We start from the raw sequence: 13,298 nt of genomic DNA on the forward strand, positions 1-13,298 counted from the left end.
CATGCGCCCACACCACCTGATCACCCACCCGCGTGCACTGCACCCGGGTGCCTGGTGGCTGTGGGCGATCGGCCTGGCCGCCGCGGCGAGCCGCACGATGAACCCCGTCCCGCTGCTGTTGATCATCGCGGTGAGCTGGTTCGTCGTGTCGGCTCGTCGTGGCGACACCCCGTGGGCGTCGTCGTACGCCCTGTTCTTCAAGCTGGCGCTCTTCGTGATCGCCGTCCACCTGGTCTTCCAGACCCTGCTCTCGGGCAACGCCCAGGGCCTGACCGTCCTGTTCACGCTGCCGCAGCTTCCCCTGCCCGAGTCGACCGGGCTGCAGATCGGCGGCGAGGTGACCCTCGAGGCCCTGTTGTCGGCGCTGTACGTCGCGCTGCAGCTGGCCGCGATCTTCTGCTGCATCGGGGCAGCGAACGCCCTGGGCAGCGCCCGCCAGCTCCTGCGCTACGTGCCGGCGGCGTTGTACGAGATCGGTGTCGCCTGCATCATCGCGCTCACCTTCGCGCCCCAGTTGGCCACCGACGCCCGTCGGGTCCGCGACGCGGCCAGGCTGCGCGGCGGCAACACCGGGCGGATCCGTCGCTTCGGTCGGCTGGCGATGCCGATGCTCGAGGGCGCCCTGGAGCGGTCGGTGGACCTGGCCGCCGCGATGGACTCGCGTGGCTACGGACGGACGACGGTCTCCGACCCGCGCTCGCGCCGGATCACCTCCGCCCTCGTGATCACCGGGATGCTCGGCGTCTGCCTCGGCGTCTACGGGATCCTCAGCGGCACAGCCTCCGACTGGATGGGCCTGCCGGCACTGCTTGTCGGCTGCGTCCTCGGCATCGCCGGGCTCGTGGTCGGCGGTCGTCGCACCGGGCGCACCCGCTACCGCCCGGACCCGGAGGCGGTCCCCGAGCTGCTCGTCGTCGCCAGTGGCCTCACCGCGGCCGTGCTGACGTTCTGGCAGATGCGGGTCGACCCGACGACCCTGGTGATGGGCTCCGTCGCGAAGGTCCCGCCCGTGCCGGTGCTGGCCTGCGTCGGCATCCTGGTCGGGGCGCTCCCGGCGTTCCTCGCCCCGCCGTTGCCCCGCCCGGCAGCCCAGGCGCAGCCCGACGAGCTCGAGGTGGCGGCATGATCCGCTTCGACCAGGTCTCCATCACCTACTCGGGCGCCGCCGCCCCCACGTTGAGCGACGTCGACCTGCACGTCCCCGAAGGCGAGATGGTGCTGGTGATGGGCCGCACGGGAAGCGGCAAGTCCACGCTCCTGCGTGCCGTCAACGGCCTCGTGCCGCACTTCTCCGGCGGCACCCTGCGCGGCCGGGTCACCGTCGACGGGCGCGACACCGCGACCCACCGGCCCCGCGACCTCGCCGACGTGGTCGGCTTCGTCGGACAGGACCCCCTGGCCGGCTTCGTCACCGACAACGTCGAGGACGAGCTCGCCTACGGCATGGAGTCCCTCGGTGTGTCGCCGTCCACCATGCGCAAGCGGGTCGAGGAGACCCTCGACCTGCTCGGTCTGGCCGACCTGCGCGGTCGTCCCCTGGCCCAGCTCTCCGGTGGCCAGCAGCAGCGCGTGGCCATCGGTGCCGTGCTGACCACGCACCCCAAGGTGCTCGTGCTCGACGAGCCGACCTCCGCGCTCGACCCGCTGGGCGCCGAGGACGTGCTGGCCACGCTGCAACGCCTGGTCCACGACCTCGGCATGACGGTGGTCCTGGCCGAGCACCGCCTCGAGCGCGTGGTGCAGTACGTCGACCGGATCATCCACGTGCCCGGCAACGGCGCCCACGTCGAGACGGGCGATCCCGCCACCGTCCTGGCCACCACACCGATCGCGCCTCCCGTCGTCCAGCTCGGGCGGGCGGCGGGCTGGTCCCCGTTGCCACTGACCGTGCGCAACGCCCGGCGCCGGTCGGTGGAGCTGCGCGCCCAGCTGGCCGACGTACCTCCCCCGGAGCACCGCGCGACCTCCCTGGGAGCTCCGGTCGGGTCGGTGAAGGACCTGGTCGCCGGCTATCCGCGACGACCCGTGATCAACGGCGTCACGCTCAGCGTGGCCGCCGGCGAGATCGTCGCCCTGATGGGCCGCAACGGCGCGGGCAAGTCGACCCTCCTGCGCACCTTCGTGGGACTGCACAGGGCCACCTCCGGCCGGGTGGAGGTCGGCGAGGTCGGGCTGGTCCCGCAGGTGCCGGCCGACCTGTTGTACGCCGCGAGCGTGGCCGACGAGTGCGCCACGGCCGACCGCGACGCGGGAGCCACGAAGGGTGCCACCCGGGAGCTGCTCGACCGACTGGCCCCCGGCATCCCCGGCGAGCAGCACCCACGCGACCTGTCGGAGGGCCAGAAGCTGTCGCTGGCCCTGGCGATCGTCCTGGTCTCCGAGCCGCGGTTGGTGCTCCTGGACGAGCCGACCCGTGGCCTCGACTACGTCGCCAAGCAGCAGCTGATCACGGTCCTGCACCAGCTCGCCGACGCCGGCCACGGCATCGTTTTCGCCACCCATGACGTGGAGCTGGTGGCCGAGGTGGCCTCGAGGGTCGTGGTCCTCGCCGACGGCGAGGTCGTCGCCGACGGTGCTGCCCCCGACGTGGTGGTCGCCTCCCCCGCCTTCGCCCCCCAGGTGGCGAAGGTGATGGCGCCGCAACCGTGGTTGACCGTGCACGACGTCGCCGCGGCCCTGGCCTCGACCGATCACTCGCTGGCCGGGAGCGCCCATGAGTGACGTCCACGCGATCCGGGTGCACGCCTCGGCCGGCTTCGCGCTGGTCCTGGCCAGCATCGTGACCCTGGGCGCCTTCGGCTGGCCGTTCGTCTTCGAGCCCGCCGGCGGCGTGGAGGCCTCCTCCCACGGCTCGGACGCCCCGTGGCTGTTCGCCCTGATCCTGCCGCTGCTCGCCGCGATCGTGCTCGCCGAGCTCAACGCCGGCGGCATCGACGCCAAGGCAATCGCACTCCTCGGCATGCTGTCGGCGATGGGAGGCGCACTGCGCGCGCTCTCCCCCGGCGTGGCCGGACTGGAACCCAGCTTCGCGCTGATCATGCTCGGCGGACGCGTGTTCGGTCGCGGGTTCGGCTTCGTGCAGGGGGCGCTCTCGCTCTTCATCGGCGCGCTGATCACCGGGGGCGTCGGACCGTGGCTGCCGTTCCAGATGATGGCCGCCGGCTGGGTCGGCTTCCTCGCCGGCTGCCTGCCGGTGCGTCCCGGCCGCCGTGAGGTGCTCCTGATGGCCGGGCTCGGCTTCTTCCTCGGCCTCCTCTACGGCGCACTGATGAACCTGTGGTTCTGGCCCTTCGGCCAGTACGGTCAGGGCATCAGCTTCGTGGAGGGAGCGTCGGTGGCCACCAACGCGACCAACTACGTGCGCTACTACCTGACCACCTCGGTGGTGTGGGACCTGGCTCGTGGCATCTTCACCTTCCTGTTGCTGCTGCTGGTCGGCGCTCCGTTGTTGCGCGCCTTCCGCCGCGTGGCACGACTGGCGAACTTCGACCCCCACGTGGAGTTCCTGCGATGAGCATCCGCGTGCTCGGCACCGGCGCGGCCGACGGTTGGCCGAACCCGTTCTGTGGCTGCGCCTCCTGCGCGGCCGCTCGCGCCTCGGGCCGGGTCCGCGCGCAGACGTGCGCGATGGTCGACAGCTTCCTGCTCGACTGCGGCCCGGAGACCCCCCGCACCGCCGAGCGATGTGGCGCGTCGTTGACGTCGGTCCGGCACGTGCTGCTCACGCACGACCACCCCGACCACACCGCGCCGGCCTTCCTGCTCTACCGCTCCTGGGTCACCTCGGCCGACGATCCGCTCGACGTGGTCGGTCCGGCCTCGGTGATCGACGGGGCCCGGCAGTGGCTGGCACCCGACACCCACGTGCGCTTCCACGTGGTCGCTCCCGGGGACTCACTCGTGCTCGCCGGCGGCGTGGTGCGCGTCCTCGCTGCCGCACACACCGACGATGCCGTGCTCTACGACGTGGCCGCCCCGAGCGGGCGGGTGCTCTATGCCACCGACACCGGTCCCCTGCCCGCCTCCACCGTCGCCGCGGCACGGGACGCGGCGTACGACGTGGTGCTGCTGGAGCAGACCTTCGGCGACCTCGTCAGCCACGGCACCTCCCATCTCGATCTCCCTGCCTTCGCCGACCAGGTACGCCGGCTCCGCGGTGTCGGTGCGATCACCGACGCGACCGACCTGGTCGCCGTACACCTCTCGCACCACAACCCGCCGGCACCCGAGCTCGCGCGCCGCCTGGCGGCGTACGGCGCCCGGATCGTCGACGACGGCTCGCTCGTCGGACCGGGGGCACGCAACGCACAGGCACCACGTGACCGCGCTGTGCCGCGATCCCACGACCGCGACGCGGCCGGAGCAGATGCGCGCGATGCGCAGTCACCAGGTGACAGCGATCCGCGCGCACACCTGCGCACGCTCGTGATCGGTGGCGCCCGCAGCGGCAAGTCGACCGAGGCAGAGCGGTTGCTGGCCGCCGCCGAGGACGTGACCTACGTGGCGACGTCGTACCCGCGCTCGGAGGACCCGGAGTGGGTCGAGCGGGTGCGCCGGCACCAGCTGCAACGGCCCCAGCACTGGTCGACGATCGAGTCCCTCGACCTCGTCGGGCTGCTGCGGACGGCGGGCGGGCCGCTGCTCATCGACTGCCTGACCCTGTGGCTGACCCGGGTCATGGACGAGCACGAGGCCTGGGACGACGACGTGTGGGCAGCTGGAGCCTCCGAGAAGGTGACAGCGGCGGTCGACGATCTCGTCGTGGCGTGGCGCAGCACCAGCCGTCGCGTCGTCGCCGTCACCAACGAGGTCGGCCAGGGGCTGGTTCCCGACCGGGCCTCACTGAGGCGCTTCCGCGACGAGATGGGACGGCTGAACAGCAGGCTCGCCGCCGAGACCGAAGACGTGCGCTGGTGCATCACCGGGCGGGTGGTCCACCTGTGAGTGCGCTGTGGTTGATGCTGGGCACGCTCACCGCGGTCCGGGTACCGGCACCCACCCGGGTCGATCGGACGGTGGCCGGGCGGGCGATGGCGCTCGCTCCACTCGGTGGGGTGCTGCTGGCCGTGCTCACCGGGGTCCCGCTGGTCCTGGTGAGCCGTCTCGACGCGAACGTTTCTGCCTGGGCGTTGGCGCTGATCGTGCTCGGTGCGTTGGCGTGGCTGACGCGCGGGATGCACCTCGACGGACTCGCCGACACTGCCGACGGCCTCGGCTCCGGCCGTCGCGGCACGGGTGCGCTCGAGGTGATGAAGAAGTCCGACATCGGGCCCTTCGGAGTGGTCACGCTCGTGTTGGTGCTGCTGCTGCAGGCGGCGTTGCTCGCCCAGGCACTGGCCTTCGGCGTCGGTCCGCTCGTGCTGCTGCTCGCACTGGTCACCAGTCGGGGTGTGCTCCCGGTGCTGTGCACCCGTCTGTTCCCCGCGGCCCGGCGCGACGGACTGGGTGCCACAGTGTCCGGCAGTGTCGGGGGCGGGCTCCTGGTCGTCTCGATCGGCCTGGTTGCCGGGCTGCTCGCGCTGGCCGTCGTGCTCGCCGCCAACTGGTCGGCCGGGCTCGACGGCTCGACCGCGACCCTCGCCTTCGAGGACGCGGTGCAGCTCCTGGTGGCCGCACCGTGCGGACTGGTCCCCGGCGTGCTCCTCGCCCTGCGCGCCCGCAACCGCTTCGGCGGCGTCACCGGTGACGTCCACGGCGCCGCCGTCGAGGTGTCCTTCACCGCCACCCTGCTCATCACCCTGCTCCCCCTCTGACCAACGGGCAGTTCTTGCTGCGCGAACGGGCAGTTCTTGCTGCGCCAACGGGCAGTTCTTGCTGCGCCAACGGGCAGTTCTTGCTGCGCCAACGGGCAGTTCTTGCGCGCCCAACAGGCACGATTTGAGGTCACGCCTCAGCGCTGCCCGTTCGCGCACCAACGGTTGCCCGTTCGCGCAGCAACGGTTGCCCGTTCGCGCACCAACAGTTGCCCGTTCGCGTCAACAGGATGCAGGGCGGGTCAGGACTCGCGGACGGAGGTGTCCACGAACGGCGGCTTCACCACCGTGAAGATCTCACGGCGACCTCGCACGTCGACCGACACCTCGGAGCCCTCCTCGACGAACTTGGGCAGCAGCGCCATCCCGATGCCCTTCCTCAGGGTGGGCGAGAAGGTGCCGGAGGTGATGTCGGCCAGCGGGACGTCGGCCGTCAGTCGCACCGACATGCCCGGACGCGGGATGCCACGGCCCACGGCGAGCAGGCCACGCAGGATCCGGTCGACCCCCTTCTCCTTCTTGGCCAGCAGCACGTCGCGGCCCCAGAAAGCGTCCTTCTTCCAGCCCACGGCCCATCCGACCCGGCCCTCGCTGGGCGTGACGTCGAGCGAGATGTCCTGGCCGTGCAGCGGGTAGCCCATCTCGGTGCGCAAGGTGTCGCGGGCGCCCAGGCCGGCAGCGAGGATGCCGAACTGCTCGCCGGCCTCCATCAGTGCGTCCCAGAGTGCGCCGACGACGTCGTTCTTGGCGATCAGCTCGTAGCCCCGCTCGCCGGTGTAGCCGGTGCGGCACACCACCACACCCGACCCCTTGAAGTCGGCTTCGACGAATGACATGTAGTCGTGGCCGACAGGCAGCCCCACTGCACTGAGCACCTCGTCGGACTTGGTGCCCTGCACGGCGAGGACTGCGTACTCCTCATGGTGGTCGGTGATCTTCACCCCGTCGGGCGCGGTGGCCCGCAACCGGCGTACGACCTCGGCGGTGTTGGCCGCGTTGGGGACCAGCAGGATGTGCTCGTCGTCCTGGTAGTAGGCGATCAGGTCGTCGACGATCCCGCCGGTCTCGTCGTCGCAGCAGAGCGTGTACTGGGCCTTGCCGGGCTCGATCTTGGCGAGGTCGTTGGAGAGCGTGGCATTCACGTACGCCGCAGCGCCGGGCCCGGTGACCATGGCCTTGCCGAGGTGGCTGACGTCGAAGATGCCGACGGACTCGCGGACGGCGGTGTGCTCCTTGACCACTCCGGTCGCGTATTCCAACGGCATCGACCAGCCACCGAACTCGGAGAACTTGGCGCCCAGGGCGACGTGGCGATCGTGGAGCGGGGACCTGAGGAGGGAGGCATCAGACATGCTCAGAACCTATCCCAACTACAGTGCTGGATGTGACGACCTACACCCTCCGCAATGCCAGCCCCGCCAAGACCAAGGCCGACGTCGTGATCGTCGGTGTCACGAAGGGTGACAAGGGCCCGAGTGTCGCCGCGGGAGGTGAGGATGTCGGTGCCGCCTACGCACGCAAGTTCCGCCCGCTCCTGGCCATCATCGGCTTCACCGGCAAGGCCGGGGAGACCGCGAAGGTCCCCACGTCCGGCACCATCAATGCGCCGCTCATGGTGCTCGTCGGGCTCGGCGATGCCAAGCAGCTGACGCCCGCCGTCGTACGCCGTGCAGCCGGCAGCGCCGCACGCAGCGTCAGCAACGCCGCGTCCGTCGCGCTGGCCCTGCCTGCCGACTCCGCTGAGCTGGTCCGAGCCGTCACCGAGGGCTTCCTGCTGGGTGGCTACACGTTCACCGACTTCAAGCGCGACACCAAGCCGCAGAGCGAGAAGTCGAGCGAGGTCGTGGTGCTCAGCCCGGTCGCCCGCCAGGGCGAGGCGAGTGCCGCGTTCGACCGCGCACAACTGGTCGTCGAGGCGGCCACCGCGACCCGTGACTGGGTCAACCTCCCTGCCAACGCACTCAACCCGGTGACCTTCGCCGACCAGGTGGTCGCTCAGCACAAGGAGCTCACCAAGGGCAAGGGCGCCCCCGAGATCGGCATCCAGGTCTGGGACGAGGACGACCTCGCCAAGGACGGTTGCGGCGGCATCCTCGCCGTCGGCGGTGGGTCCGCCACTCCCCCGCGCATGGTCAAGCTGACCTGGAGCCCCGAAGGAGCCACCCAGCACGTGGCGCTGGTCGGCAAGGGGATCACCTACGACTCCGGCGGCTACACCATCAAGCCGCCCGCATCCATGGTCTCGATGAAGGAGGACATGGCCGGCGCCGCGAGCGTCATCCAGGCCCTCTTCCTGATCGCGCGGCTCAACCTGCCCGTCAAGGTGACCGCCTGGGCGCCGATGGCGGAGAACATGATCTCGGGGGCCGCGATGCGCCCCGGTGACGTGCTCACCATGCGCGGTGGCACGACGGTGGAGATGACCAACGCCGACGCCGAGGGACGTCTGATCCTGGCCGATGCGCTCGTCATGGCCACCGAGGAGAAGCCCGACGCGATCGTCGACATCGCCACCCTCACCGGCGCGATGGTGGTCGCGCTGGGCGAGAAGGTGGCCGGCCTGATGGGCACCGACGACGTCGTGGCCGACCTCCGTGTCGCGGCCGACGTCGCCGGCGAGGCGGTGTGGCCGATGCCGCTGCCCGACGAGATGCACGAGCGCGTCCGGAGCAGCAAGGTCGCCGACCTGGCCCAGAGCGACTGGGTGCGGTGGGGTGGTGGCCTCTTCGCCGGCGCGTTCCTGCGCGAGTTCACCGACGGACTCCCCTGGGGCCACCTCGACATCGCCGGTCCCGGCTACAACACCGGCGGCGCCCACGGCTACATGGCGCCCGGCGGCACGGGCTTCGGCGTGGCCACGCTGGTCGAGTACGTCGCGGGGCTGGCCGACCTCACCTGAGCCGGGTCGCGCCGCTCAGGCGCTTCCCGACTGCTTCTCGGGGGCCGTCGCCCCAGCCTTCTTCACCGGTGGCCGCTTCGTGGCCGCCTTCTTCACGGCCTTCTTCGCGGCCGGGCTCTCGCCTCGGGACGACCGCACGTCGCGGAAGGCCATGCTCGACGTCGCGTCATCCTTGGTCTCGAAGAGCTCCGTCGCGCGGATCAGGTCGGTGAGCCGGGCATAGCCGTAGTTGCGCGGATCCATCGACGACTGGTTGCGGATGCGTTGTCCCACCGTGGACGCACGAGCCCACCCGGAGTCGTCCGCGCTCCCGGAGACGGCGTCGCGAAGCAGCTTGACCAAGCCGGCATCGCCCCGGAGCTTCTGCGTCGGGACGCGGTCGGGTGGGGTTCCCGTGGTCGACGCGACCGACTCGTCAGGCTCGTGCGCCGAGGCATTCACCTTGTCCAGGTGGAGGAACCGCGTGCAGGCATTGACGAACGGGGCAGGTGACTTCGAGTCGCCGTAACCGAAGACGTCGGCGCCGCGCTCGCGCAGGTGCATCACCAAGGGGGTGAAGTCGGCATCGCTGGACATCAGCCCGAAGGCATCCGGCCGGTCGCGGTGCAACAGGTCCATCGCATCGACGACCAGCGCGATGTCGCTGGCGTTCTTGCCCTTGGTCAGTGCGTACTGCTGGATCGGTCGGATGGCACGCTCGTGGAGCACGTCCTTCCAGTGCTTGAGGTGGGTGTCGTCCCAGTCGCCATAGGCTCGGCGGGTCCTCGCCTCGCCCTCGTTGGCCAGGTCCTCGAGGACCACGTCGATCTTGCTGGCCTGCGCGTTATCGGCATCGATCAGCAGGATGATCCGGCGCCGTTCCTCCGCACTCACAGGCCCTGCTGCTTCTTGCGCCGGTTGTAGTCCCGCATCCGCTGCGGCACGCCGACCACGGCGGCGTCGTACGACGGCACCTGGTGCTTGTTGGCGAAGTTGTGCGCCCAGGCCACCGACGGCACCCGACGGCGGGTCCACTCGCCGTCGTGCGCGACCAGCAGCAGCGTGACGTCGCTGACCGCCGTCCGCGGCTCGACGAAGCCCTCGACACCTCGCCGCGTGGAGACGAAGTTCTCGAGGTGCGCGGTGTCGGCGGCATCGGAGGCGCGCACCGTGGTCGAACCCGTGCGCGCGCCGCCCGTGGGGCGGCTGACGCGGGAACGTCGTCGGAATCGGTCGAACAGGCCCATGCGAACAGTGTGACCCACCGACCCCCGTCGGCGCCGGAAGTCCGCCAGTCCCAAGGGTGGTGTCGGGCGTCACGGGGTTAGTGCAAAGATGGGCGACGTCGATTCATCAAGAGTGGAGGACAGCGTGACGGAAGCGGCAACACCGCAGACCGGCAACACCTTTGACGTGGTCATTCTCGGCGCCGGCTCGGGGGGCTACGCATGCGCCCTGCGCGCGGCCCAGCTGGGCCTCACCGTGGCCCTCGTCGAGAAGGGCAACCTGGGCGGGACCTGCCTGCACGTCGGTTGCATCCCGACCAAGGCCCTGCTGCACGCGGCCGAGGTCGCCGAGAGTGCGAAGGACGCCGCCCAGTTCGGCGTCCAGGCCACCTTCGAGGGTGTCGACATGGCCGGGGTCAACTCCTACAAGGACGGCGTGGTCTCCCGGCTGTTCAAGGGACTCACCGGCCTGATCAAGTCGCGCGGCATCACCGTCGTGGAGGGCGAGGGCAAGCTCACCTCCCCCACGACCGTCGACGTCGGCGGCACCACCTACACCGGTAAGAACGTGGTCCTCGCCACCGGCTCCTACTCGCGTTCGCTGCCCGGCCTCGAGATCGACGGCGAGCGGGTGATGACCTCCGAGCAGGCGCTGCGGCTCGACCGGGTCCCGAAGTCGGCGATCGTGCTCGGCGGCGGTGTCATCGGTTGTGAGTTCGCCTCCGTCTGGAAGTCGTTCGGCGCCGACGTGACCATCATCGAGGCTCTCCCCCGCCTGGTCGCGGCCGAGGACGCCGCGTCGTCGAAGGTGCTCGAGCGCGCCTTCCGCAAGCGCAAGATCAGCTTCCTCACCGGCACCCGCTTCGAGTCGGTCAAGACCACCGACTCGGGCGTCGTGGTCACCGTCGAGGGCGGCAAGACGGTCGAGGCCGAGATCCTCCTCGTCGCCGTCGGCCGCGGCCCCAGCACCGACGGCCTCGGCTTCGACAGCGTCGGTGTCGCGATGGACCGCGGCTTCGTCACCACCGACGAGCGCCTGCGCACCAACGTGGAGGGCGTGTACGCCGTGGGCGACATCGTCCCGGGCCTGCAGCTGGCCCACCGCGGCTTCCAGCAGGGCATCTTCGTCGCCGAGGAGCTCGCCGGCCTCAACCCGGCGGCGATCGACGAGACCGGCATCCCGCGCGTCACCTACTCCGACCCCGAGCTCGCCTCCGTCGGGCTCACCGAGGAGCAGGCGACGGAGAAGTACGGCGAGGTCGAGGCGTTGACCTATGACCTCGGCGGCAACGGCAAGAGCCAGATCCTCAAGACCCAGGGGTTCGTGAAGCTGGTCCGTCGCAAGGACGGGCCCGTTGTCGGCGTACACATGGTGGGCGCCCGAGTCGGTGAGCTGATCGGTGAAGCGCAGTTGATCTACAACTGGGAAGGCTTCGCCGAGGACGTCGCACCACTGGTGCACGCCCACCCCACCCAGAACGAGGCGCTCGGCGAGGCACACCTGGCCCTGGCCGGCAAGCCGTTGCACGCGCACTCCTGACACCCCAGTATCTGAACAAGACCCACGAAGATTCGAGCGAAGGAAACACATGGCCACCGAAGTCAACCTCCCGGAGCTGGGCGAATCCGTCACCGAAGGCACCGTCACCCGCTGGCTGAAGCAGGTCGGCGACTCGGTGGCCATGGACGAACCCTTGCTCGAGATCTCGACCGACAAGGTCGACACCGAGATCCCCTCGCCCGCCGAGGGAACCCTGCTCGAGATCAAGGCCAACGAGGACGACACCGTCGAGGTGGGCGGGCTCCTGGCGATCATCGGCGCTGAGGGCGAGGGCGGCGGTTCGGCCGACGCCGGATCGTCCGAGTCCGCCGAGGAAGCCCCGGCCGAGGAAGAGCCCGCCGAGGAGGCTCCGGCCGAGGAGGCTCCGGCTGAGGAGGCTCCCGCGGAGGAGCCCGCAGCCAAGGAGGACACCCCCGCCCCGGCCGCCGAGACCGGTGGCTCGGACGCCGGCGGGACCGAGGTCAAGCTCCCCGAGCTCGGTGAGTCCGTCACCGAGGGCACCGTGACCCGCTGGCTGAAGCAGGTCGGCGACGAGGTCGCCCTCGACGAGCCGCTGCTCGAGGTCTCCACCGACAAGGTCGACACCGAGATCCCCTCGCCCGTGGCCGGCACTCTCCTCGAGCAGAGCGTCGCCGAGGACGAGACCGTCGAGGTCGGCGCCGTGCTGGGCAAGATCGGGGACGGCAGCGCCGCCCCGGCAGCCGCGGAGGCTCCCCAGGAGCAGCCGAAGCAGGAAGAGGCCCCCAAGGAGGAGCCGAAGCAGGAGGCGCCCGTCGAGGAGGCCCCGAAGGAAGCGCCGGCCACGGAGGAGCCCCAGCAGGAGGAGGCACCGGCCCAGCCTGCTGCGGAGTCCAAGCCTGCCGAGTCCAAGGCTCCCGAGACCCAAGCTGCCGAGACCAAGTCTGCGGCATCCTCGGTCAACGAGGACGCCGGCTACGTCACGCCGCTGGTGCGCAAGCTCGCCAACCAGCACGGTGTCGAGCTGGCCAGCATCACCGGCACCGGTGTCGGTGGCCGGATCCGCAAGCAGGACGTGCTCGACGCCGCCAAGGCCAAGGAGGCCCCGGCCGCTCCTGCTGCCGAAGCCCCCGCTGCCGCGGCTGCGTCGCCGGCGGCCCCGGCTCCGTCCGCGCCGTCGCCGCTGCGTGGCAAGACAGAGCCGCTCAGCCGGCTGCGCAAGGTGATCGCCAAGCGCATGGTCGAGTCGCTGCAGATCTCGGCGCAGCTCACCCAGGTGGTCGAGGTCGACGTGACCAACGTGGCGCGCAAGCGCAACGAGTCGAAGGCCGACTTCCTCGCCCGTGAAGGCGTCAAGCTGTCGTTCTTCCCGTTCTTCGCGAAGGCCACGATCGACGCCCTCAAGGCCCACCCGGCCCTGAACTCGCAGGTCGACGCCGAGAAGGGCGAGGTGACCTACTTCGACGCCGAGCACCTGGCCATCGCGGTCGACACCGAGCGCGGACTGCTCAGCCCGGTGATCCACAACGCCGGTGACCTCAACGTGGCCGGCCTGGCCCGCAAGATCGCGGACCTCGCCGACCGCACCCGCAACAACAAGGTCAAGCCCGACGAGCTCTCCGGCGGCACGTTCACGCTGACCAACACCGGCAGCGTGGGTGCACTATTCGACACGCCGATCATCAACCAGCCGCAGGTCGCGATCCTCGGCACCGGCACGGTCGTCAAGCGCCCGGTCGTCATCGACGACCCGAACCTCGGCGAGACGATCGCGGTGCGTCACATGTGCTACCTGTCGCTGACCTACGACCACCGCATCGTGGACGGTGCCGACGCCGCGCGCTTCCTGCAGGACGTGAAGCAGCGCGTGGAGTCGGGCTCCTTCGAGGTCTGATCCCACAGGTCTGGCCCCACCGGTCTGA

At 70.5% G+C, this 13,298-nt stretch carries 11 protein-coding genes; 8 read left to right on the forward strand and 3 right to left on the reverse strand.

The genetic code is table 11. From position 1 onward, the window contains the following. The first annotated feature begins 1 nt into the window (after nucleotide 1). From ncot_RS10855 to ncot_RS10875, 5 genes are read left to right on the forward strand one after another with little or no spacing between them, the layout of a single operon-like run. Nucleotides 2–1,126 (forward strand): energy-coupling factor transporter transmembrane component T, encoded by a 1,125-nt coding sequence (locus ncot_RS10855; RefSeq protein WP_168617618.1) that lies wholly within the window; start codon nucleotides 2–4, stop codon nucleotides 1,124–1,126. Next, on the forward strand, nucleotides 1,123–2,721 hold the full coding sequence (locus ncot_RS10860) for an ABC transporter ATP-binding protein (RefSeq protein ID WP_168617619.1): 1,599 nt from the start codon (nucleotides 1,123–1,125) through the stop codon (nucleotides 2,719–2,721). Before ncot_RS10855 ends, ncot_RS10860 begins: the two co-directional genes overlap by 4 nt. Then, nucleotides 2,714–3,514, forward strand: a complete 801-nt coding sequence (locus tag ncot_RS10865) for an ECF transporter S component (RefSeq protein WP_168617620.1) — start codon at nucleotides 2,714–2,716, stop codon at nucleotides 3,512–3,514. The genes ncot_RS10860 and ncot_RS10865 overlap by 8 nt, the downstream gene beginning before the upstream one ends. Continuing rightward, nucleotides 3,511–4,944, forward strand: coding sequence for a bifunctional adenosylcobinamide kinase/adenosylcobinamide-phosphate guanylyltransferase (locus ncot_RS19695; RefSeq protein WP_168617621.1), 1,434 nt, complete (start codon nucleotides 3,511–3,513; stop codon nucleotides 4,942–4,944). The genes ncot_RS10865 and ncot_RS19695 overlap by 4 nt, the downstream gene beginning before the upstream one ends. Nucleotides 4,945–4,958: 14 nt before the next feature. Then, nucleotides 4,959–5,753 carry an adenosylcobinamide-GDP ribazoletransferase gene (locus ncot_RS10875; RefSeq protein WP_168617622.1) on the forward strand — a complete coding sequence of 265 codons (795 nt, stop codon included), beginning with the start codon at nucleotides 4,959–4,961 and terminating at the stop codon, nucleotides 5,751–5,753. Nucleotides 5,754–5,995: 242 nt separating this feature from the next. On the opposite strand, the gene gcvT is transcribed toward ncot_RS10875, so the two are convergent. Continuing rightward, nucleotides 5,996–7,105 (reverse strand): glycine cleavage system aminomethyltransferase GcvT, encoded by a 1,110-nt coding sequence (gene gcvT, locus ncot_RS10880; RefSeq protein ID WP_168617623.1) that lies wholly within the window; start codon nucleotides 7,103–7,105, stop codon nucleotides 5,996–5,998. Nucleotides 7,106–7,137: 32 nt separating this feature from the next. On the opposite strand from gcvT, the gene ncot_RS10885 reads away from it, so the two are divergent. Continuing rightward, nucleotides 7,138–8,652 carry a leucyl aminopeptidase gene (locus ncot_RS10885; RefSeq protein ID WP_168617624.1) on the forward strand — a complete coding sequence of 505 codons (1,515 nt, stop codon included), beginning with the start codon at nucleotides 7,138–7,140 and terminating at the stop codon, nucleotides 8,650–8,652. Nucleotides 8,653–8,667: 15 nt separating this feature from the next. Here the strand turns inward: ncot_RS10885 and ncot_RS10890 are convergent, their stop codons facing one another. Then, on the reverse strand, nucleotides 8,668–9,525 hold the full coding sequence (locus ncot_RS10890) for an NYN domain-containing protein (protein ID WP_168617625.1): 858 nt from the start codon (nucleotides 9,523–9,525) through the stop codon (nucleotides 8,668–8,670). Then, complete coding sequence (locus ncot_RS10895; protein WP_168617626.1) at nucleotides 9,522–9,878, reverse strand: hypothetical protein; 357 nt, start codon at nucleotides 9,876–9,878, stop codon at nucleotides 9,522–9,524. Before ncot_RS10895 ends, ncot_RS10890 begins: the two co-directional genes overlap by 4 nt. Before the next feature lie 124 nt (nucleotides 9,879–10,002). Here ncot_RS10895 and lpdA point away from each other — a divergent pair, with 124 nt between their 5' ends. Together lpdA and sucB are read left to right on the forward strand one after the other, a co-directional pair. After that, nucleotides 10,003–11,397 carry a dihydrolipoyl dehydrogenase gene (gene lpdA, locus ncot_RS10900; protein WP_240937866.1) on the forward strand — a complete coding sequence of 465 codons (1,395 nt, stop codon included), beginning with the start codon at nucleotides 10,003–10,005 and terminating at the stop codon, nucleotides 11,395–11,397. Nucleotides 11,398–11,446: 49 nt separating this feature from the next. Continuing rightward, nucleotides 11,447–13,270, forward strand: coding sequence for a 2-oxoglutarate dehydrogenase, E2 component, dihydrolipoamide succinyltransferase (sucB, locus tag ncot_RS10905; RefSeq protein ID WP_168617628.1), 1,824 nt, complete (start codon nucleotides 11,447–11,449; stop codon nucleotides 13,268–13,270). The last annotated feature ends 28 nt before the right edge of the window (nucleotides 13,271–13,298 follow it).

Source organism: Nocardioides sp. JQ2195, from assembly GCF_012272695.1.
Lineage (GTDB): Bacteria > Actinomycetota > Actinomycetes > Propionibacteriales > Nocardioidaceae > Nocardioides.